This is a genomic window from Mesorhizobium sp. Cs1299R1N3, assembly GCF_037179625.1.
Taxonomy (GTDB): domain Bacteria; phylum Pseudomonadota; class Alphaproteobacteria; order Rhizobiales; family Rhizobiaceae; genus Mesorhizobium; species Mesorhizobium salmacidum.
The window spans coordinates 51,300-73,008 of the sequence record NZ_JAPYKQ010000006.1 but is presented as its reverse complement, the minus strand read 5'-3'; the positions used below and the strand labels follow the sequence as shown (position 1 = coordinate 73,008).

At 64.2% G+C, this 21,709-nt stretch carries 18 protein-coding genes; 7 read left to right on the top strand and 11 right to left on the bottom strand.

What is annotated here, in order from left to right:
- Nucleotides 1-165 precede the first annotated feature (165 nt).
- Both O7B34_RS15495 and O7B34_RS15490 read left to right on the top strand, forming a co-directional pair.
- Complete coding sequence (locus tag O7B34_RS15495; RefSeq protein WP_337146867.1) at nt 166-2,169, top strand: PhoX family protein; 2,004 nt, start codon at nt 166-168, stop codon at nt 2,167-2,169.
- 237 nt (nt 2,170-2,406) lie between these two features.
- A complete protein-coding gene (locus tag O7B34_RS15490) occupies nt 2,407-2,553 on the top strand; it encodes a hypothetical protein (RefSeq protein ID WP_337146865.1) in 147 nt (48 codons plus the stop codon).
- Here O7B34_RS15490 and O7B34_RS15485 read toward each other — a convergent pair.
- The gene (locus O7B34_RS15485) at nt 2,545-3,729 is read right to left on the bottom strand and encodes a flavin-containing monooxygenase (RefSeq protein ID WP_337146864.1); all 1,185 of its coding nucleotides are present in this window, start codon (nt 3,727-3,729) and stop codon (nt 2,545-2,547) included. The two genes, O7B34_RS15490 and O7B34_RS15485, sit on opposite strands and share 9 nt — an antisense overlap.
- A 442-nt stretch (nt 3,730-4,171) precedes the next feature.
- Here O7B34_RS15485 and O7B34_RS15480 point away from each other — a divergent pair, with 442 nt between their 5' ends.
- Entirely contained in the window at nt 4,172-5,209 is a 1,038-nt protein-coding gene (locus O7B34_RS15480) for a phosphatidylglycerol lysyltransferase domain-containing protein (RefSeq protein WP_337146863.1), read from the top strand.
- Between the two features lie 52 nt (nt 5,210-5,261).
- Here O7B34_RS15480 and O7B34_RS15475 read toward each other — a convergent pair whose 3' ends face one another.
- Both O7B34_RS15475 and O7B34_RS15470 read right to left on the bottom strand, forming a co-directional pair.
- On the bottom strand, nt 5,262-6,023 hold the full coding sequence (locus O7B34_RS15475) for an ABC transporter permease (protein WP_027146438.1): 762 nt from the start codon (nt 6,021-6,023) through the stop codon (nt 5,262-5,264).
- A 14-nt stretch (nt 6,024-6,037) separates the two neighbouring features.
- Nucleotides 6,038-6,964, bottom strand: coding sequence for an ABC transporter ATP-binding protein (locus O7B34_RS15470; RefSeq protein ID WP_337146861.1), 927 nt, complete (start codon nt 6,962-6,964; stop codon nt 6,038-6,040).
- Nucleotides 6,965-7,287: 323 nt separating this feature from the next.
- Between O7B34_RS15470 and O7B34_RS15465 the strand changes: the two genes are divergently transcribed.
- The gene (locus O7B34_RS15465) at nt 7,288-8,649 is read left to right on the top strand and encodes a cytochrome ubiquinol oxidase subunit I (protein ID WP_337146860.1); all 1,362 of its coding nucleotides are present in this window, start codon (nt 7,288-7,290) and stop codon (nt 8,647-8,649) included.
- Nucleotides 8,650-8,653: 4 nt separating this feature from the next.
- Nucleotides 8,654-9,658 carry a cytochrome d ubiquinol oxidase subunit II gene (locus O7B34_RS15460; RefSeq protein ID WP_337146858.1) on the top strand — a complete coding sequence of 335 codons (1,005 nt, stop codon included), beginning with the start codon at nt 8,654-8,656 and terminating at the stop codon, nt 9,656-9,658.
- Between the two features lie 234 nt (nt 9,659-9,892).
- Here the strand turns inward: O7B34_RS15460 and msrA are convergent, their stop codons facing one another.
- The 5 genes from msrA to O7B34_RS15435 all read right to left on the bottom strand — a co-directional run bounded on the left by msrA (nt 9,893) and on the right by O7B34_RS15435 (nt 13,976).
- Nucleotides 9,893-10,618 (bottom strand): peptide-methionine (S)-S-oxide reductase MsrA, encoded by a 726-nt coding sequence (gene msrA, locus O7B34_RS15455; protein WP_337146857.1) that lies wholly within the window; start codon nt 10,616-10,618, stop codon nt 9,893-9,895.
- A 235-nt stretch (nt 10,619-10,853) separates the two neighbouring features.
- Nucleotides 10,854-11,171: a hypothetical protein gene (locus tag O7B34_RS15450; RefSeq protein WP_337141112.1), complete on the bottom strand. Its 318-nt coding sequence runs from the start codon at nt 11,169-11,171 to the stop codon at nt 10,854-10,856.
- A 129-nt stretch (nt 11,172-11,300) separates the two neighbouring features.
- Nucleotides 11,301-11,990 (bottom strand): DUF1223 domain-containing protein, encoded by a 690-nt coding sequence (locus tag O7B34_RS15445; RefSeq protein ID WP_337146855.1) that lies wholly within the window; start codon nt 11,988-11,990, stop codon nt 11,301-11,303.
- 278 nt (nt 11,991-12,268) lie between these two features.
- Nucleotides 12,269-12,640 (bottom strand): endonuclease domain-containing protein, encoded by a 372-nt coding sequence (locus O7B34_RS15440; RefSeq protein ID WP_337146853.1) that lies wholly within the window; start codon nt 12,638-12,640, stop codon nt 12,269-12,271.
- Between the two features lie 250 nt (nt 12,641-12,890).
- The gene (locus tag O7B34_RS15435) at nt 12,891-13,976 is read right to left on the bottom strand and encodes a TadE/TadG family type IV pilus assembly protein (protein WP_337146852.1); all 1,086 of its coding nucleotides are present in this window, start codon (nt 13,974-13,976) and stop codon (nt 12,891-12,893) included.
- A gap of 207 nt (nt 13,977-14,183) precedes the next feature.
- Between O7B34_RS15435 and lepA the strand changes: the two genes are divergently transcribed.
- Together lepA and O7B34_RS15425 are read left to right on the top strand one after the other, a co-directional pair.
- Nucleotides 14,184-15,989: a translation elongation factor 4 gene (lepA, locus tag O7B34_RS15430; protein WP_337146851.1), complete on the top strand. Its 1,806-nt coding sequence runs from the start codon at nt 14,184-14,186 to the stop codon at nt 15,987-15,989.
- Between the two features lie 431 nt (nt 15,990-16,420).
- Nucleotides 16,421-16,933 (top strand): hypothetical protein, encoded by a 513-nt coding sequence (locus O7B34_RS15425; RefSeq protein ID WP_337146850.1) that lies wholly within the window; start codon nt 16,421-16,423, stop codon nt 16,931-16,933.
- A 1,235-nt stretch (nt 16,934-18,168) separates the two neighbouring features.
- On the opposite strand, the gene O7B34_RS15420 is transcribed toward O7B34_RS15425, so the two are convergent.
- From O7B34_RS15420 to O7B34_RS15410, 3 genes are all read right to left on the bottom strand, one after another.
- Entirely contained in the window at nt 18,169-19,809 is a 1,641-nt protein-coding gene (locus O7B34_RS15420) for an ABC transporter substrate-binding protein (protein WP_337146849.1), read from the bottom strand.
- A 473-nt stretch (nt 19,810-20,282) separates the two neighbouring features.
- Nucleotides 20,283-20,780, bottom strand: a complete 498-nt coding sequence (secB, locus tag O7B34_RS15415) for a protein-export chaperone SecB (RefSeq protein ID WP_027145705.1) — start codon at nt 20,778-20,780, stop codon at nt 20,283-20,285.
- A 381-nt stretch (nt 20,781-21,161) separates the two neighbouring features.
- Nucleotides 21,162-21,659, bottom strand: a complete 498-nt coding sequence (locus O7B34_RS15410; protein WP_027145706.1) for an FxsA family protein — start codon at nt 21,657-21,659, stop codon at nt 21,162-21,164.
- Nucleotides 21,660-21,709: the final 50 nt, after the last annotated feature.

Genomic DNA, 21,709 nt, shown 5'->3' with positions numbered 1-21,709 from the left:
GACCTTTGCAGGCGCAAGATTGGACTAAAGTCCCAGGCCCCGGCGTGAAAACCGGTATCGTAAGGGAGCGGCAGCGCGGTTACGATGTCACGAAAATGTGATCAGTCGACTGTAAGGCGGTCGAACAGGCAACAAAATCCAGCCAAATCCAAGCCAGAGGCTCCCATGACCGAACATCGCTCCACCGATGCCCGATTCCGCACCAGCCTGCTCGAGGAAAACGAAGGCCCGGCCAACAATCCCAGCGAAAACCGCACGATGGGCGAGATTATCGCCGCGCGGTTCTCGCGCCGTGGCTTCCTCAAGGGTTCGCTTGCCGTCTCGGCGATCGCCGCCACCGTCGGCCCGCTGGCGATGATCGCCGCCGACGATGCTCGCGCCGCGGAAGGCTCCGCCTTCACATTCGACGAGCTGGAGGCCGGTATCGACGACAAGCACCATGTCGCGCCGGGCTACGACGCCGACGTCTTGTTGCGCTGGGGCGATCCGCTGTTTGCCGATTCGCCGGCATTCGACCCGACCAGGCAGTCGGCGCAAGCCCAGGCCAGGCAGTTCGGCTACAACAACGACTATGTCGGCTATATCGCGATCGATGGCTCGGCGGAACACGGCCTGCTGGTCATCAACCACGAATACACCAACCCGCATCTGATGTTCCCGGGCATCGTCAAGATCGTCGAGAAGGACGGCAAGAAGTCGGCCGAGGTGGCGCCGCTCTCGAAGGAGCAGGTCGATGTCGAGATGGCCGCCCACGGCGGCACCATCGTCGAGATCCGCAAGGACGGCGGCAAATGGCAGGTGGTGCGTGACGGCAAGCTCAACCGCCGCATCACCTCCAACACCGAGATGGCGCTGTCCGGCCCGGTCGCCGGCCATGACCGCGTCAAGACCAATGCCGATCCGTCCGGAACGAAAGTCTTCGGCACGATCAACAACTGCGCCGGCGGCGTCACGCCCTGGGGCACCTATGTGATGGCCGAGGAGAACATCCACGGCTATTTCTCCGGCGAGTTGCCGGAAGGCCACAAGGAAGCCGCCAACTACAAGCGCCTCGGCATCCCGGAAGGCGCCTATGAATGGGGCGCGCATTATGACCGCTTCAACCTCGCCAAGGAGCCGAACGAGCCCAACCGCTTCGGCTGGATCGTCGAGGTCGATGTCAACGACCCGAATTCGGTACCGCGCAAGCGTACCGCCATGGGCCGTTTCAAGCATGAGGGCGCCGAATCGATCATCGCCAAGGACGGCCGCGTCGTCGTCTATCTCGGCGACGATGAGCGCTTCGACTATGTCTACAAGTTCGTCACCAAGGGCATGTTCAACGCCGGCGACCGCGCGGCCAACAAGGACCTGCTCGACGACGGCACGCTGCATGTCGCCAAATTCGCCGAGGACGGCTCGGTCGAATGGATGCCGATCGTGTTCGGGCAGGGTCCGCTGACGGCGGAAAACGGTTTTGCCGGCCAGGCCGACGTGCTGATCGAGACGCGCCGCGCCGCCGACCTGCTTGGCGCCACCAAGATGGACCGGCCGGAAGACATCCAGCCCAATGCCGGCAACGGCAAGGTCTATGTCATGCTGACCAACAATTCCAAGCGCAAGGCCGATCAGGTCGATGCCGCCAACCCGCGCGCCGGGAATGCCTTCGGCCACATCATCGAGATCGTCGAGGACGGCGGCGATTTCGCCGCCACGAAGGGCAAGTGGGAAGTGCTGCTGAAATGCGGCGATCCGGCGGTGGCCGATGTCGGCGCCACCTTCTCCACCGCGACGACGGCCCATGGCTGGTTCGGCATGCCCGACAATTGCGCGGTCGATTCGGCCGGGCGCCTGTGGGTCGCCACCGACGGCCAGGGCCCGAAGGCCACCGGCCGCACCGACGGCCTGTGGGCGGTGGACACGGAAGGATCGGCCCGGGCGACCTCGAAACTGTTCTTCCGGGTGCCGATCGGCGCCGAAATGTGCGGCCCGCTGTTCGCGCCGGACGACCAGACCGCCTTCGTCGCCGTCCAGCATCCGGGTGACGGCGGCGAGGACTGGGAGGCGTTCGGCCGGCCCTCCTACTACGAGGACCCGTCGACCCGGTGGCCCGATTTCAAGCCGGACATGCCGGTGCGGCCGGCGGTCGTGGCGATCACCAAACAGGGCGGCGGCAAGATCGCCGTCTGACGCAGGGCTAATGCATGTCACCCGGAACTGTGCTCGGTTCCGGGACGACGACATGCATAAAATCAGAAGCTTACAGCGGGTCGGGCGAATCCTATTCGGCGCGACATGCTGTAGACAAAACAAGAGGGGCTCCGGGAATCCGAAGCCCCTCTTTTTGTGCGCTGCCTGCATTCAAGCCTTGGGAAAGATCGGCAATTCACACATGGCGCCCTGGATCGCGACCAGGAGATCATCGCCATGCCCAAGTCGATCTACGACCGCGGCCGGCTCAAACCTGACGAAGTGGCCACCTTGCAACGTGTCTTCCAAAATGCCGGCATGGTCGACGAGGAGATGCTGACCGAGGCTGTCGGTTTCCGGCGGCTGGAGCCGAAGTCAGCGTGAGGTGCCCGGCCGACCGGGACCGGCGATCCGCCCAGCGATCGCCCTGGCCAATATGGCGGCATTGGCGAAGCAGCCGCGGATGCTCGGCCGCATGCCGGTAAACCACAGGCCGGGCAGTTTCGGATCGGCCTGGCCGCCGTTGAAGAGCGGAACGCCCTTCTCGTCGAGCACGCCGAGATCGCCGACCATGCGCTCCAGCCCGGTCCGGTAGCCCGTCGCGGCAATGACGATGTCGGGAGCAACCATGCTGCCATCGGCCAGGATGACGCCATCGCGGGTGAACTCCCGTATCGCCGGCACGACCACGGTCCTGCCCGATTTGATGGCATCGACGGCGCCGTCGTCCGCGGCGATCGCGGTATAGTCCGAAGTCAGGCGGCTGGCGCCGCCGGCGGGTGCCGGCGGCATGCCGAATTTGGTGAGATCGCCGAAAACCAGGCGCTGCGTCACCGCCATAACCGCATCGGCGACGCGCAGCGGCAAGCGCGCCATGATCGGCGAGAGCCGGTGTACGGCGATCTTGCCGACGCGCTTGGGCAAAAGGGCGGGACCGTTGCGAGCCGACAGCCAGACAGCGGCGGTATCGACGCCCGCCAGGTGATTGAGGGCGTCGAAGCCCGAATTGCCGGCGCCGACAACCAGCACCTTCTTGCCCGCATAGGCCCGGGCGTCGCCGAAATCGGCCGAATGGATGATCCGGCCCGCGAACGCCTGCATGCCCTTCCATTGCGGCGTGTAGGGCTCCCTGTCGCGGCCTGTGGCGACAACGACGTGACGCGCCAGGCGCGAGCCGGCGCTGGTGCGCACGATCCAGTGGTCGCCCGCGAACATGATGGCCTCGGCGGAAACGCCAAACTCCACCGGCAAACGGTTCGCCTCATGGAAATCGTTCATATGGCGGATGACGACATCCCGGTGCGGAAAGGCGGGGGTCCCCTTGGGATAGGCAAGGCCGGGCAGCGCCGAGAGATCGCGGTGGGTGTTGAGGTGCAGCTGCTCGTGGCGCCGGCGCCAGGGCTCGGCGAGCCGGCTTTCCTTCTCGAGGACCGCCGTCGCCACGCCGGCCTTCATCAAAGCCCGCGCGACAGCCAGCCCGGCGACGCCAGCGCCAATGACGATCGCCGGCTCGATCGCCACCATCTGCTCCATCATCGTCCCGGGTGTCGTATCAGCCATTCACTCTCGAATCCCATTCGCCCTTGCGGCAACCCCGAAAGGCTCGCAGGCCGTTGTAACCGTTTGATCGCGCACAGACCCGAACGGCAACTCGATGCCGATCGTCGATGGCCCCGCGCCGAGGCGCGATCTCGCTCCGGAGCATTCCACCGCCCGGTGGAAACTGCCGGTCGCGGAACCGCGGCCAAAACAACGACATGGAGCGGATTACCCGCTTCTGTCCGAATACATCCAGCCCTATATGGCATATCGGCGGCATCGGCGATAATCAGGTCGCGGCAAAGTGATTGATTCGAGGTCCGGGGGCTGGGGATCTCGTCACAGACGTGGGCATTCGAAACCGGCAATCGATTTCGGCTACCCGCGAGAAATCAAGACGCCGTGGCGCGTCTTGCGTGTCGACCGGCACGTCGCGCCACAAACGGCACGCGGAATCTCGACCATGCCCTCCTTGCGGATCTATTTCGACAACATCCTCGAGGGGGCCTCGCCCAAGGTCGAGCGCCAGGCGCTGGCGCATGTCGAGCGGCTGGCGCTGGTGCGCCGCCATGGCGACTTCTCGCTCGCCTATTCCACCGCCGTGCAGCACAAGCTTTCCTATTTTGGCGACGCCGACGGCTACATCGCCTTCGGCACCAAGATGAAGCATCATTTCGCGCTCGGCGATCCGGTGGCGGCGCCGACGCAGCGGCCCGATTATATCAGACGCTTCGTCGAGAGTGCCGGCGGCCCATGGTTCGTGCAGATCGGCGAACAGACCGCCCAGGTCCTTGCCGGCCTCGGCTACAAGATCAACCGGCTGGGCATCGATACCCGCCTGCCGCTGCCCGACCATGATTTTTCCGGCAAGCGAAACGAGACGGTGCGCTATTCCGAGCGCTGGCTGCTGAAGAAAGGCTTTTCGTTCGAGGAGGACAAACGCACGATCAACCTCGACGAGATCTCCCGGCTCTCGCAAAATTGGCGCGGTGACCGTATCGTCAAGCGCTGGGAGATGGGTTTCCTCAACCGTCCGTTTTACGATCAGCTCGGCAGCGACATGCGCCGTTTCGTGCTGCACGGTCCCGATGGCGACCTGGTCGCCCTGCTCGACTTCGATCCGATGTTCGCCGGCGGCAAGGTGATCGGCTACACCACCGCCTTCAAGCGCAAGCATATCGATGCCTCGCCGCATGCCGAGATCGGCCTGACCAAATTCGCCGTCGACCGGTTTCGCGAGGAGGGTATCTCGGTGGTGACGCTCGGCCTGTCGCCGCTCGTCGATGTGGGTCCCAGCGGATTTGCCGAAAGCGACTTCTGGCGCAACACCTTCCAGCGCGCCTTCGATTCGCCCTGGGTCAACCGCCGCAGGTTCAACCTGCAGGGCCAGGCGGCATTCAAGCGCCGCTTCCACGGTGCCGAGGAGCCGGTCTACATCGCCTTTCGCAAGGGGACCTACATCGAGATGCTGGGGTTGCTGCGGCTGATCAAGGCGATTTGAGATCTGCCCTTTCCTCGCCCCGCGGAGCGGGGAGCAACCAAGTCCCAGCCGATCAGTTCCGCAGCCGGTAGCCGGTCCGGAAGATCCAGGCGACGATCGCGATGCAGACGGCCAGGAACACCAGCGTCATGCCGAGGCTGATGCCGACCGAGACGTCGGCCTTGCCGTAGAAACTCCAGCGGAAACCGCTGATCAGGTAGACCACCGGGTTGAACAGCGTGATCGTTTTCCAGATGCCGGGCAGCATGTGGATCGAATAGAAGCTACCGCCGAGGAAGGTCAGCGGGGTGACGATCAGCAGCGGCACCAGCTGCAGCTGCTCGAAGCTTTTCGCCCAGATGCCGATGATGAAGCCGAACAGGCTGAAGGTCACCGCCGTCAGGATCAGGAAGGCGAGCATCCAGAACGGATGTTCAATGTGCAGCGGCACGAACAGCGAGGCCGTGGCCAGGATGATCAGGCCGAGGATGATCGACTTGGTGGCCGCGCCGCCGACATAGGCGATGACGATCTCCAGATAGGAGACCGGCGCCGATAGAAGCTCGTAGATCGAGCCGACGAATTTCGGGAAATAGATGGCGAAAGAGGCGTTGGATATCGACTGCGTCAAGAGCGACAGCATGATCAGTCCCGGCACGATGAAGGCGCCGTAGCTGATGCCGTCGATCTCGGTGATGCGCGAGCCGATGGCCGAGCCGAAGACGACGAAATAGAGCGATGTCGAGATGACCGGCGAGATGATGCTCTGCAGCACGGTGCGGAACGCACGCGCCATCTCGACCCGATAGATTGCCCACACCGCACGTAAATTCATGGCCGCGCGCGGGTTCATGGCTCTTGCCTCAGGAGATTGACGAAGATCTCTTCGAGCGAACTGTTCTTGGTGTCGAGATCGCGGAATTGAATGCCGGCCGCCTCGAGATCGCGGATCAGCGAGGCGACGCCCGGCCGGTCGCTCTGGTTGTCATAGGTGTAGGTGAGCTGGTTGCCGTCCGGCGACAGTTCGAGCGCGTAGTTCGAGAGCCCGTTGGGCACGCTGCCGAGCGGCGCGCGCAGCTCCAGCCTCATCTCCTTGCGGCCGAGCTTGAGCATCAGTTCGGCCTTGTCCTCGACCAGGATGATCTCGCCGCGGTTGATGACGCCGACGCGGTCGGCCATGGCCTCGGCTTCCTCGATGTAGTGCGTGGTGAGGATGATGGTGACGCCATCCTCGCGCAGCCGGCGCACCATCGCCCACATGTCCTGGCGCAGTTCGACGTCGACGCCGGCGGTCGGCTCGTCGAGGAACAGGACGCGCGGCTCGTGCGACAGCGCCTTGGCGATCATCAGCCGCCGCTTCATGCCGCCCGACAGCGTGATCGCCTTGGCGTCCTTCTTGTCCCACAGCGACAGATCGCGCAGCACCTTCTCGACAAAGGCCGGATTGGCCGGCCTGCCGAACAGGCCGCGGCTGTAATTGACGGTTGCCCAGACGCTCTCGAAGGCGTCGATGGTGAGTTCCTGCGGCACCAGCCCGATCAGGCTGCGCGCGGCGCGGTAGTCCTTGTTGATGTCGTGGCCGTCGACGGTGACGGTGCCCGACGAGCGGTTGACGATGCCGCAGACGATCGAGATCAGCGTCGTCTTGCCGGCGCCGTTGGGACCGAGCAGCGCGAAGATCTCGCCGCGCGCTATGTCGAGGCTGACTTCCTTGAGCGCGGTGAAGCCGGTGGCGTAGGTCTTGGAGACCCCGGAAATGGAAAGAATGGAGGGCATGGCTGAAAACGGCTGCTTGAAAGAGGTGACTTGATATAGGCCTGTTGTCGCCCAGTGCAACTGCAAGTCAATGCCCTGCTGCCAGTTCTCGACATTGAAGCCGGGGGCCGGTTGGAAATGGGTGGCTTCTATTCGGTAAAATTGTCCTGTGGCGTTCAGCCTCGCGGCGGGACGCCGCTTTGACCTGACCTGGCTTCGGGCCTATCCTTCGCCAGTATTGGAGCAATTCCAGGAAAAGTGTGAAGCGGTTTTCCCGGGAAAGGCGCATAACGCTTTCCCTAGGGAATTGCGTCTAAATGAATAATAAGCAGCCGGAGCCCGCCATGGACCCGCTTATTCTCTCGCGCATGCAGTTCGGCGCGAATATCTCGTTCCATATCCTGTTTCCGACGATCACCATTGCCCTTGGCTGGATGCTGCTGTTCTTCAAGCTGCGCTACAACGCGACCAATGATTCCGCCTGGATGCGCGCCTATTTCACCTGGGTGAAGGTGTTCGCGCTGTCCTTTGCCATGGGCGTGGTTTCGGGCGTCACCATGAGCTTCCAGTTCGGCACCAACTGGCCGGGCTACATGCAGCATGTCGGCAACATCGCGGGACCGCTGCTCGCCTACGAGATCCTCACCGCCTTCTTCCTCGAAGCGGCCTTCCTCGGCATCATGCTGTTCGGCTTCCGTCGCGTCTCCAACCGCGTCCACACGCTGGCGACGGTGCTGGTCGCCGGCGGCACCACGCTATCGGCCTTCTGGATCATCGCGCTCAATTCCTGGATGCAGACCCCGGCCGGTTTCGAGATGCGCGATGGCGTCGCGCATGCCGTCGACTGGTGGGCCATCGTCTTCAACCCGTCCATGCCCTACCGGCTGGTGCACATGCTGCTCGCCTCGGGGCTGACGGTGTCGTTCCTGATCGCTGGCCTGTCGGCGCTACGCTACCTCAAGGGCGACCGTTCGGAATCGATGTGGAAGGCGCTGCGCACCGGCGTCTTCACCGCCGCGATCCTGATCCCGATCCAGATCCTGGCCGGCGACCAGCATGGGCTGAACACGCTGGAGCACCAGCCGCAGAAAATCGCCGCCATGGAGGCCAACTGGAACACCGGCCCCAACGTGCCGCTGGTGCTGTTCGCGCTGCCCGACGAGGCGGCCAGGGAAAACAAGTTCGAGGTCGCGATTCCCGACGGCGCCAGCCTTATCCTGCGGCACAGCATCGACGGTGTCGTGCCGGGGCTGAACGATTTTCCGGGCAACCACCCGCCGGTCTTTCCGCTCTTCTGGAGTTTCCGCATCATGGTCGGCACCGGGCTTTTGATGCTCGCCGTCTCGTGGTCGGCCGCCTTCTTCCTCAAGCGCCGGCATTCGCTGCCGAAGCCGCTCGCGCTGCTGATGGTGCCGATGGCGCTGTCGGGCTGGCTGGCGACACTGGCCGGCTGGTACACGACCGAGATCGGCCGCCAGCCCTGGCTGGTGACCGGCGTGCTGAAGACCGCCGACGCCGTCGGTCCGGTGGCCGGCAGCCATGTCGCGCTGACGCTCGCCGTCTATCTTCTCCTCTACGTGCTGTTGCTGATCGCCTATCTCGGCGTGCTGGTGCACCTGGCGCTGAAGGCGGCCAAGGATGGCGACACCTCGCCGCTGCCGGGTGTGATGAAGACGGCCATGTCGCAACCGGCGGCGGGGGAGTGAAAAAATGAGCTACGACTGGCCGACCCTGCTCCCCCTCATCTTCGCCGGCCTGATGGGCCTTGCCATTCTGATCTACGTCATCCTCGACGGCTTCGACCTCGGCATCGGCATGCTGTTCGCCGCCGCCGAGGACACCGAGCAGGATACGATGATCGCCGCGATCGGCCCGTTCTGGGACGCCAACGAGACCTGGCTGGTGCTGGCCGTCGGCCTGCTGCTGGTCGCCTTTCCGCTGGCGCATGGCGTCATCCTCACCGCGCTCTACATTCCGGTCTTCGTGCTGCTGGTCGGACTGATCCTGCGCGGCGTCGCCTTCGATTTCCGCGCCAAGGTGCCGGCCGGCCGCAAGCACCGCTGGAACCGTATCTTCTTCCTGGGCTCGCTCACCGCCTCGCTGGCGCAGGGCTACATGCTGGGCGTCTATGTGCTCGGCCTCGATGTCGGGCCGGGCGGCATGGCGTTCGGCGTGCTGGTGGCGTTCTGTCTTGCTGCAGCTTATGCCGCGATGGGCGCTGCCTGGGTGATCTACAAGACCGAGGGCGAGTTGCAGAAGAAGGCGGTGCTCTGGCTGCGCACGGCGCTGGTGCTGACCGCGCTCGGCATGGCCGCCGTGTCGCTGGCGACACCCTTCGCCAGCCCGCGCATCTTCGCCAAATGGTTCGTCTGGCCGCAGATGCTCTATCTGTCGCCGCTGCCGATCCTGTCGGCGCTGCTGTTCCTCTGGCTGTGGCGGCAGACCTTCCACCTGCCGCGGCCCGGCGACCGCCATTCACTGACGCCGTTCCTGACGCTGGCCGCCATCTTCGCGCTCGGCTTTGCCGGCCTTGCCTGGTCGTTCTATCCCTATGTGGTGCCCGATCGCCTGACCATCTGGCAGGCGGCATCGGCGACCGAAAGCCTGGCCATCATCCTGGCCGGCACCGTGGTGGTGCTGCCGGTGATCATCTTCTATTCGTTCTACGCCTACCGCGTGTTCGGCGGCAAGGCGACGGATTTGACGTACGATTGAGGGTGGGTAGAGCGGTTGATTTCGAGGTCACGGCGAGGCGCCCCCCTCTGGCCTGCCGGCCATCTCCCCCTCAAGGGGGGAGATCGGATGTCATGATTGCTTTCGCCAATTTCCGACGTCGCAAAGGCGCGGGGTCGACGCTGCCAATCTCCCCCTTGAGGGGGAGATGTCCGGCAGGACAGAGGGGGGCGCTGCCCCGCCGGCCTATCGCGCTCTCGCGCCCCGCCGAGAACCTCAATTGCTCGCCGACAGCACCAGCACCGGCTTTTCGCTGTAGAGCGACGGGAACAGCGTCTTCAAATTCGCCACCTTGGGCAGGTCGTTGTAGACGATGTAGGGGTAGGTCGGGTTCAGCGTCAGGAAATCCTGGTGGTAGTTTTCGGCCGGGTAGAAGGTCTTGCCGGTCTCCAGCGTGGTGACGATGGGTTCGGAAAACACCTTGGCCTTGTCGAGCTGGGCGATATAGCTCTGCGCGATCTTCTTCTGGGCGTCGTTTTCGGCAAAGATCGTCGAGCGGTACTGCGTGCCCGAGTCCGGACCCTGGTAGTTGAGCTGGGTCGGATTGTGGGCGACCGAGAAATAGACCTGCAGCAGCTGGCCATAGGTCACCTTGGACGGATCGTAGGTGATTTCGACGGATTCGGCATGGCCGGTGCGGCCGGTGCCGACCGTCTCGTAGACGGCGTCGTCCTTGGCGCCCCCGGTGTAGCCCGAGACCGCCTTGCTGACGCCCTTGACGTGCTGGAACACGCCCTGCACGCCCCAGAAGCAGCCGCCGGCGAAGATGGCCTTTTCGCTGCCTGGGGCCGCCTTTTCGTCGATTGCCGGCGGCGGGATTTTCACCGCGTCCTCGGCGGAGACGGCGGGCGTCAGCCAGAAGGCGGCGCCCGCGACGGCAAGGGCGAGTGCGGCGAGCCCGCCCCGGACAAAGCCGGTCGAACGATTGTTGGTATTGGTCATGGTTGCACTCCTCATGGCTTCCCCTGGGATCAGTCCATTGGGGATCAGTCTATTGGATCGGCTACCGTGGCGCGATGCGCGAGTTGCGGCGGAGGCTCACATTCGCGTGCGGCCCGGACTTTTTGCTTTGACGTCATTCCCGACGCATAACCGCTTCAAGCCTTTCCGGCTTGCTCCGGCAACTGTCCCCGGCTGGACAGGGAGCCCGCCAGGGACAGAAGGCCACGCACCAATATCAATTGGCGGTGGCATCCGTTGCCGGCTTCATGGCGTCGGTCGCCGGCTTCATGGCATCGGTCACCGGTTTCATCGCATCCGTCGCAGGCTTCATCGCATCGGCGGCGGGCTTCATGGAGTTGGTGGCCATCGGGTCGGCCGGCTTCATGGCATCGGTTGCCGGTTTCATGGCGTCCGCGGCAGGCGCCATGGCGTTGGCGGCGGGCTTCATCGCATTGGTGGCGTCGTCGGCGCGCGCGATGCCGCCGGCAAACAGCGCCGTCGAGCAGAGAGCAAGCGCGAGCGCCGGCAGCGTCAGGCGGGAGAAATTGGTCATGATAGGCTTCCTTGCGGGGTTGATGGCACGCCCTTTCTGGGCGGCCGGGCTCTTGCGCCGCCGCCCGTGCGGCGGCGCAAATCTCTGCTTGGCAAATCTCTGCTCGGCAAATCTCTACTTGGACGCGATCTAGTTGGCGGCGGCGGCCAGGATCGGCCCGCCGCCGGGCGACTGCACCAGCACGGCGGTGCTGAGGCCGCCCGAGGCTGCCGGCAGACCGAACGTCTTGGCCTCGCCGGTCCAGCTGCCGAGTTTTGTCAGCGCGTGCACGACATTGGCGTGCGGCAAGGTGCGGCCGGTGTTTTCGCCACGCGCCACCGGCACCTCGACGACACCGTTGGTGTAGCGCACCAGCCAGACATCGGCCTTGCCGCCAGGCGCCGAGCCGGCGCCGATCGCGACCTTGCCGCCCTCGAGCGACAGCGAGGGACCGCCGGTCTTGGCCGTCGCGGCGATCAGATGTTCGATCTCGCCGGGCGCGGCGCCGACGACGTCGGCATGGCCGTTGACCACCACCTGCGGCGTGAACGGTCCGTCATGGCCGAGCGGGCGCTCGTAGGAAACCTGGCGCTGGGTGAACTCCTGCTTTCCGAACGTGTCCTTCCAGCCGAGATAGTCCCAATAGGTGACGTTGAAGGACAGCGCCAGCACGCCGGGCCGGTCCTTGACCTTGATGAGGTTGGCATTGGCCGGCGGGCAGGACGAGCAGCCCTGGCTGGTGAACAGCTCGACCACGGTGAGCGGCTGGGCGACGGCGCTGGCGAGGGAGGCGGCGAGGCCGGACAGTGCGAGGAACCTGCTTGATATGACTGGCGACATCGGCGTGCTCCGTGGGGACGGCGCCACGATGCGCCCGTCATGTCCCCACTTCGCCGCCACCACGAGCTTCGTTACAGCGCTCACCGCTTTGTGATTGGGGCGCCTGCGCCTCTTTCCTTCTCCCCTTGTGGGAGAAGGTGGATCGGCGCGCAGCGCCGAGACGGTTGAGGGGTGCGTGACGGATTGCCGTCCTTGCCAAGCTGGAACACCCCTCATCCGACCTCGCTTCGCGAGGCCACCTTCTCCCACAAGGGGAGAAGGAAGAAGCGTCGGCGCCGCTAACGCCAGGGCTGCAGACTGGTATCCCGCACATAGGCGATGATCGTGTCGCAGACGGCGTTCATGTCTCTCAGGACGTCGTCATTCCAGAAGCGCAGGATGCGAAAGCCCCTCGCCTTCAGGTCGGCGTCACGGCTCCGGTCCGAATCCGAATCCGCGTGCTGGCTGCCGTCTATCTCGATGATCAGGCCAGCTTCGATGCAAACGAAATCCGCGATGTATTTTCCAAATGGCGCTTGGCGCCGGAATTTTATCCCGTCGAGCCTGCGGTCGCGCAATTCTTGCCAGAGCCTGTCTTCAGCCTCCGTCATGGCACGGCGAAGCGAGCGAGCAAAATTGCGTTTGGCGGGGCGGACGGGTTGATGCGGCATGACGTGAGGTTAGTCGAACGCCGCGGTCCGTCTACAGCCCCGGTGGCAAAAGGCACGCATTTCCTTCTGGGCCGAAGGGCGGGCGAGGCGCGTCTTCCTTCCCCCCCCTTGTGGGGGAAGGTGGATCGGCGCGACAGCGCCGAGACGGGTGTTCCAGCGGAGTGAGACGTTGGCGTTCCCTGGAACACCCCTCATCCGTCGCCTTCGGCGACACCTTCTCCCACAGGGGGAGAAGGAAGACGCGTCTACGTCACTGCGTCAGCGCAGTGTCCGAGGGCCGCTTGTTGAAATCGCATTTGCCGGTGACGTTGTAGAAGAAGTCGGCGTTGCCGACAGGCGCCGGAACCGGGTTGCCGCCGTCTTCCCAGGCCTGATAGGCTGTCGAGCCGCAAGGCACGAGGCCGAAAATATCGACGACCTGGCCGGTCGCGGTCTCATTATAGGTGACAGTACCGGTCTGCGGATCCTTGACCCCGCTGTAGAGGCGGTTCGAGGTGAGCGGATCATTCGTCTTGAGGTCTTGCGGGTTCCCTGATGGCACATGCATCTGGAGACTGAGGCCACCCATCTGGCTGACATCGATGGACGCGCCGGTGCCATTGGCGGGATACATCGTGTCGACACAGTAAAATCTCGTCTGAAACTTGTCGGTCTGGATCACCGCACCGGCGGGCGGGTTGGAGCCGGCGAGCTTGCAGACCTGCGTCTGGGCCACCGTGCTGACGGTCTTGCCGGTTGAATCAGTCGTAAGGATGCTGGCGGTGGTGGTGCCATAGCCCTTCGGGTCCCCAGTACCGCCATAGACGTAAGCGATCGTCATCAGCGGCTTGGCAGGCGGCGCCGCCCCGAATTGCGTGCCGTAGAGCGTCATTGTCTTGTTCCAGTAGCCCGACACCCCGGTGACCTTGAAGTCCGCCTTGACCAGCGCCGGCGGCTTGCTGACCGCCGACGCGACGGCGATCGGTACGGTGTCAATCCTGGCGATGGTCATGAAGACGGTCGGCATGGCGAAACTTGCCGTGGCCCGCGCGGTGGTGGCGGCGGTGGCGGTGCCACCCACGAAGTTGGTCAGCGTCGCGCTGCCTTGTCCGCCGTTGGCTATGAAGGAATCCTGCAGCATCGTCTGTCGCTGCGAAAGCGTCGCCGTGGTGTCCATGGTGGTGATCGTCAGGATCGCGGCATCCAGCGCCTGCTGCTGGTTGGACTTGGTCTGGACCGCGCTGGTATAGTCGACCGAGAAGCCGACGGCCGCGATCAGCGGCATCAGCATGACCAGGAAGAGCGGCATCATCGACCCGCTGCGGGAACGGGCAAAGCCGCGCAAAATCCTGAACATTTCGACCCCCAACAGACATTAGCGTTCGAGCATTTACCATACAGCCGGCAAACCAAGGTCTAATGTGATCGATCAAAGTTTACGCATTCTTCGCCCGCGGGCCGGTTTTCCCGGTTTTTCGACCGATGTCACCGCTTTGTGACCCGCAAGGCAGCCCTTGCGCCGCAAGCCTTGCCGCCGATTGCCGCCCCTGCTAAAGCGCGCGGCATGAGCACGCCCCTCGACCACATCCGCAATTTTTCCATCGTCGCCCATATCGACCATGGCAAATCCACGCTTGCCGACCGCCTGATCCAGTCCACCGGCGGACTGGAACTGCGCGACATGAAGGAGCAGGTGCTGGACTCGATGGACATCGAGCGCGAGCGCGGCATCACCATCAAGGCGCAGACGGTGCGGCTGAAATACCGCGCCAACAATGGCGAGGACTATATCCTCAACCTCATCGACACGCCCGGCCATGTCGACTTCGCCTATGAAGTGTCGCGGTCGCTGGCCGCCTGCGAGGGCTCGCTGCTGGTCGTCGACGCCTCCCAGGGCGTCGAGGCGCAGACGCTCGCCAATGTCTACCAGGCGATCGACAACAACCACGAGATCGTCGTGGTGCTGAACAAGGTCGACCTGCCGGCCGCCGAGCCCGAGCGCATCCGCGAGCAGGTCGAGGAGGTGATCGGCATCGACGCCTCGGGCGCCGTGCTGATCTCGGCCAAGACCGGCCTCGGCATTCCCGACGTGCTCGAAGCCATCGTCCACCAATTGCCGCCGCCGCGCGAGGGCGATGCCTCGGCACCCCTCAAGGCGATGCTGGTCGACAGCTGGTACGACGCCTATCTCGGCGTCATCGTGCTGGTGCGCATCATCGACGGCGTGCTGAAGAAGGGCCAGACCATCCGCATGATGGGCACCGGCGCCAAATATCTGGTCGAGCGCACCGGCGTGTTCACGCCCGCCCGCATCAATGTCGAGGAGCTCGGCCCCGGCGAGTTCGGCTTCTTCACCGGCTCGATCAAGGAAGTGGCCGATACCCGCGTCGGCGACACCATCACCGAGGACAAGCGCCAGACCGCGCATGCCCTGCCCGGCTTCAAGCCGGCGCAGCCGGTGGTGTTCTGCGGCCTGTTCCCGGTCGACGCCGCCGATTTCGAGGACCTGCGCGCCGCCGTCGGCAAACTGCGCCTCAACGATGCTTCTTTCTCCTATGAAATGGAAACCAGTGCGGCGCTCGGCTTCGGCTATCGCTGCGGCTTCCTTGGCCTCTTGCATCTGGAAATCATCCAGGAGCGGCTGGAGCGCGAGTTCAACCTCGACCTGATCGCCACCGCGCCATCGGTCGTCTACCGGCTGCTCCTCAATGACGGCTCGGTGAAGGAACTGCACAACCCGGCCGACATGCCCGACGTGGTGAAGATCTCCGCGATCGAGGAGCCATGGATCCGCGCCACCATATTGACCCCCGACGATTATCTCGGCGGCATTTTGAAACTCTGCCAGGACCGGCGCGGCATCCAGGCCGACCTGTCCTATGTCGGCAAACGCGCCATGCTGACCTACGACCTGCCGCTCAATGAAGTCGTCTTCGATTTCTACGACCGGCTGAAGTCAATCTCGAAAGGCTACGCCTCCTTCGACTACCACCTGACCGACTACCGCGAGGGCGACCTGGTGAAGATGTCGATCCTGGTCAACGAGGAGCCGGTCGACGCGCTATCGATGCTGGTGCACCGCACGGCGGCCGAAAAGCGCGGCCGGCAGATGTGCGAAAAGCTGAAAGAACTGATCCCGCACCACCTGTTCAAGATCCCGATCCAGGCCGCCATCGGCGGCAAGGTCATTGCCCGCGAAACCATCTCGGCGCTGCGCAAGGACGTCACCGCGAAGTGCTACGGCGGCGACGTGAGCCGCAAGCGCAAGCTCCTCGACAAGCAGAAAGAGGGCAAGAAGCGGATGCGGCAGTTCGGCAAGGTCGATATTCCGCAGGAGGCGTTTATCCAGGCGCTGAAGATGGGCGATTGAGAAGCTGGTTGGCGCGTAGCGCCAAGACATCGATCCGGTGGATCGATGGCAGGCTTCGAAAGCGGGGGAGCTGCCGGAGGCAGCGGGCCCACCGCCAGCGCGGCGGTGAAGCTACGCGGTGGAGATTGTCCGCTACCTGAGAGGCGATATTCGGGCGCAGCATCGGAGCAGTAATCTACATGTTGCCTCATGCTGCTGCCGCGGCGATCCTGAAACCTCCCGCCTTGTGCATCTTTCCGCCTTCGTGGAATCCGCGACAGCAAGTTCAGCAATGCTTTCTAGGTAATCGCCCCGTTTGTCAGCGTGGCCGGTTACCGTCGTGCAAGCGGTCTGGGACCATTCGCATCACGCCGCCGGGCGGGCCAGGGCTAAGGGCTCCCTTTGAGAACGTCCTTTACCGGCGTATCCTCCTCCTGACTTGGGGGCATCAAATGCGCACCACTCTGGACACCACCGCCTCTCTCGGCCTCGCTATCGGCGGCATTTTCGGCCTTGCCGGCACCTTCGTGGTGAGCGATGCGCTGCGCGAGACGCTGTGGGCGATCGATGGCGTGGCACTGGTGGTGGCGACGGCACTTCTCACCATGAAATACCAGCGCCTCGGCAATGATTGCGTTGCCGCGGGCTTCCTGACCTTCCTTGCCGGCGAGAGCCTGCTACTGGCCGGCAACGCGGCGGGCTTGCCAGCCAGCGTGCCATCCTATGTCGGCGGCATCTCGCTTTGGGCGGCGGCGCTGATCATGGTCAGCGTGCCGAACACATTCGCGCTGTGGATGCGGCTGACTGCGTTCATCGCCGCCGCGCTGTTCCTAGTGACGGTGGGCATGGTGCTGTGGGGCGCGCCCTTGCTGCCGACCTCGGCGCCGCTGCCGGCGGCAGGCTATCCTTTCCTCGTGGCGACCTTCGCCGGCTGGATCTGGACGCTGCTGAGGCCTGCACGGTGAGCGGGGTCGAGCGCGGCGCCTCTTCCTTCCCCCTTGTGGGGGAAGGTGGATCGGCGCGCAGCGCCGAGACGGATGAGGGGTGCGTACAGAGTGAGAGCGTGGTGTTTTCGCGCCGATTTGGTGCGGTCTTTGATGGTGCCGCCAAGCTGGAACACCCCTCATCCGTCTTGCCGCTTTGCGGCAATCCACCTTCTCCCACAAGGGGAGAAGGAGGGCCAGCGCCACTGCCGGCGGCAGGCTATCCCTTCCTGGTGCTGACCTTCGCCGGGTGGATCTGGACGCTGGTGAGGGCGGAGAGGCGCGACGCCTCTTCCTTCCCCACTTGTGAGGGAAGGTGGATCGGCGCGTAGCGCCGAGACGGATGATGGGTGCGTACAGAGTGGGGCGGTGACGTATGTCGTGCCGATTTGGTGCGGTCTTTGATGATGCCGCCAAGCTGGAACACCCCTCATCCGTCTTGCCGCTTTGCGGCAATCCACCTTCTCCCACAAGGGGAGAAGGAAAGGCCAGCGCCACTGCCGGCGGCCGGCTATCCGTTCCTGGTGCTGACCTTCGCCGGCTGGATCTGGACGCTGCTGAGGCCGGCACGGTGAGGGCGGAGGGGCGCGGCGCCTCTTCCTTCCCCCCTTGTGGGGGAAGGTGGATCGGCGCGCAGCGCCGAGACGGATGAGGGGTGCGTACAGAGTGGGGCGGTGACGTATGTCGTGCCGATTTGGTGCTTTGATGATGCCGCCAAGCTGGAACACCCCTCATCCGTCTTGCCGCTTTGCGGCAATCCACCTTCCCCCACAAGGGGGGAAGGAAGACGTGTCCAGTGTCGGTCTGCCCTCACTAGAGACGTTCACCTTTTCCCGAGAGGGGTAAGCCTGTCGCCAGCGGTCGCTCTGCCGCGATAAATCCCGGATTGGTACGAATTCATACCAACTGCCCGGCTCGGTTGATCGCGCGGCATAGGCCCGGTACATAAATCGGGCGGCGGACCTTCATCAGGTCGCTAGTGGCCGGCGCGGGGCTCAGGCAATTGTCTCACCGGCATGCGCGCCGGCCATCTTCCCCAATGATATGAGTGTGGGCCAAAGGCGCTTCGCATGGCTCCGGGGTTCCTGATGATGACCTTCGCAGGCTGGATCCGGACGCCGAACGCATGTTGCCAAGCTGGAACACCCCTCATCCGACCTCGCTTCGCGAGGCCACCTTCCCCCACAAGGGGGGAAGGAAGAGGCGCCGCATTCGCCTCAGCTTTCAATCCAGACCTTCTCGAAATGCTGCTCGAGCGCCTGGTGCTGTTCGCAGCCTTCGATGCCTTTGCGGTAGGTGCGGTAGACCGAGCGCCAGTAGGGCTGGATGATGATGCCTGAATCGCGCAAATTCTGCTCGATCTTGGCCATGATCTCCTTGCGGGCCTTGGGGTCGGGCATGGCCAGCGCCTTGTCGAGCAGATCGTCGAATTCCTTGCTGGCATAGGCGCTTTCGTTCCACGCGGCGCCGGATTTGTACGCCAGCGCCAGCACCTGGACGCCGAGCGGGCGGCCGAGCCATTCGGTGCAGGAATAGGGGAACTTGCTCCAGTCGTTCCAGAAGGTGGCGGCGGGCAGCACGGTGCGCTTGACCTTGAGGCCGGCCTCGCGGATCTGCGCGGCGATGGCGTCCCCCGTGTTCTTCTGCCATTCGACGTCGACCGAGATCAGCTCATATTCATGGTCCGCCTTGCCGGATTCGGCGAGCAGCTTCTTCGCCTCATTCACATCGCGTTTGGCCGGGCCGATATCGGCGTATTCGGGGTGCATGGGGCCGACATGGTGGTTGTCGGCGGGCTTGCCGCGACCGTCGAGGCCGAGCTTCAGCACGGCCGAATTATCGACGGCGAGCTGGGCGGCGCGGCGCACCTTGACGTCGTCATAGGGCGCATTGCCGACATTGAAGCGGGCGACGATCGTCGACCCCGTGGCGATCTCGGAATTCTTCAACCCCATCTTGTCGGTCTGCGAGACGGCATCGGAAGCGGTCTCGTGGTCGGTGTCGATCTCGCCGGATTCGAACGCCGACAGCATGGCGTTGGGGTCGGAGCCGTAGTCGATCCACTGGATGCCGTCGAGGTAGAACTCGCCCTTCCACCACGGCTTGTCCTTGCGCTTCACCTCGGCGCCGGTCTCGGCGTCCCATTTGACCAGCTCGCAGGGGCCCGTGGTGATCGCCAGAGCCTTCATCGGGTCGCCGTCGCCATCATAGGAGCGGTGCATGATCAGCGCGGGATAGTCGGCCATGCCGGCGATCAGCGAGATGTCGGGTTTTGGCAAGTTGAGTTTTATGGTGAAGTCGTCGACCTTCTCGATGCCGCCATCGACCACCTTCTTGGTGTCGGCATTGACCAGCGCGCCCATGCGCGCGGCGACCGAATTGCCGGCAACGCCGGCCTCGCACCAGCGGGTGAGGTTGTGGACGACATCGTCGGCATTGAAGGCGTCGCCATTCGACCAGGTGATGCCCTTGCGCATATGCAGCGTCAGCGTCCTGGCGTCGTCGCTCATCGCCCATTTTTCCAGCAGCCAGGGCTCGAACGAAAAATCGGTGTTCCAGCGCACCAGATATTCGTTGCAGTGGCGCGCGACGTTGGACATTTCGACACCGTCGAAGGTGCGCGGGTCCTTGAAGCCCTTGACGTTCATGGCGACGCGCAAGGTTCCGCCCTTCTTCGGCTCGGCGGCGCGGGCCGGCGTCGCGGCGATGCCGCCCAGGGCAAAAGCGCCGGCGGCGCTGACGCCGAGCCCGGCCATGAGCGCCAGATATTCACGGCGGCTGATGCCGCCCGTCCTGAAATCGTCGGCGACGGGTTTGGCCCGTGGGTGAAGCTTGCGGTCGGTCAGCATGAATTTCATCGACGTTCCCTCTTTTGTTGGTGCATGCCGCCCAAAAGTGCCAAGCGATCATGCACAGGCTCGCCAACGCAGGGGCGGCTGCGACCGCCGGGGCGCCATTGCTGAGGGAATGATAAAGCGGGGTAACGTGGCGAAATGTTCTGGAATCCGCAGGAGTTGTGCGGCGCTCCGCAGGGTTGGCAGGGGAGCCGGACGGTTCAGAACTGGTCGACCGCCGAGTTCCTTCACACCCCCCTCTGTCCTGCCGGACATCTCCCCCGCAAAGGGGGAGATTGGCGGCTTCAGCGCTCCGCCGACTTTGACGCGTTGGAGATCGGCGAAGGCAAAACACGACATCCGATCTCCCCCCTTGCGGGGGAGATGGCCGGCAGGCCAGAGGGGGGTGCTGTCCCGCCAGCGTTGCCGAGGATATAACGCCCACAAAAAACCCGGCGCGAGGCCGGGTTTCTCAAGCTATTCCGATCAGCCGAGCCTCAGCTCACCTTGGTCTGCGACGCCGCCTGGTCTTCGGCGATCTTCTGCTGGAACATCTGCGCGAAATCGATCGGGTCGAGCATCAATGGCGGGAAGCCGCCATTGCGCGTCGCCTCGGCGATGATCTGGCGGGCGAAGGGGAACAAAAGGCGCGGGCATTCGATGAACAGGATCGGCAGCATGTGCTCCTGCGGGAAGCCCGAAATGGCGAAGACGCCGCCATAGACCAGCTCGACGTTGAACAGCACTTCCTGGTCGAAGGAGGCCTTGGCGTTCAGCGTCAGGTTGACGTCGAACTGCTTGTCGGAGAGCGGGTTGGCATTGACGTTGACGTTGATGGCGATGCCGGGCGCCTTGTCGCGGCCGCGCAGCGAGTTCGGCGCGCCGGGGCTTTCGAAGGACAGGTCCTTGACATACTGGGCCAGGACGTTGAGCGAGGGCTGCGTCGCGTTGCCGTTGCCATTGGCGCCGACCGGCGCGTCATCATTGCTGGCCATGAGCCGATATCCTTTTTCCCCTGGGCAGTCTCGCTCACCGAATGATCGGGGCTGACCGAATTGAAATCGGGCGTTCGCTACCATGGCCGGCATGACAAGACAAGGTTTGCCGCCTTGCGGTTCCAGGCAATCGCCGCCGACGCTTTGTGAGCGGGAAGATCATCGCCCGAGGCAGCGCCGCCCCTCACCTGCCTGCCGGCATTCTCTCCCCGTATAGTGACGGGGAGAGGGGTGCTGTCATCAATGGTTTCGCCAATCGCCAACGCTGCACGGCGCCGGCGTCGCGGCCAGCCACTTTCTCCCCGTCACTATACGGGGAGAAATGCCCGGCAGGGCAATGAGGGGCGGCGCCGACCTCGGGAACGGGGCGGCACACCCGCCTCAGTCGTCCTTCAGCCGCCGCCAGGGCGAATTGTGGTCCGGGCCGCGCTTCAGGTCGTCCTCGCGCGAATAGTCGCCGTCTTCGAGGTCGATGACCTTGTCGCGCTGGCGGCGGAAGCCGCCGGTGGAGAAATCGGTGGCCACGACGATGCGGCCCTTCAGCCTACTCCAGGCAAGGTCGCGCACCGGCGGCAGGAACAGGAGCAGGCCGATGATGTCGGTGATGAAGCCGGGGATGATCAAAAGGATCGCCGCGACGACGATCATGGCGCCATGGGCGAGCTGGCCGCTGGGGTCGCGGCCGGCGGCCATCTCGGCGCGGATGCGGGTCATGACGCCGAAACCCTGGTGGCGCAGCAAAAGCACGCCGGCGAAGCTCGAGGCCAGCACCAGGCCGACCGTGGCCAGCGCGCCGACCTCGCGGCCGACGACGACGAAACCGGCGATTTCCAGCAGCGGCAGCGCGAGGAGAAAGAAGGGAAGCAGCGAAATGCGCAAGTCTTTACCGACCATTCGATTGTTTTGTCCCGCCGGCGACCAATCGCCGC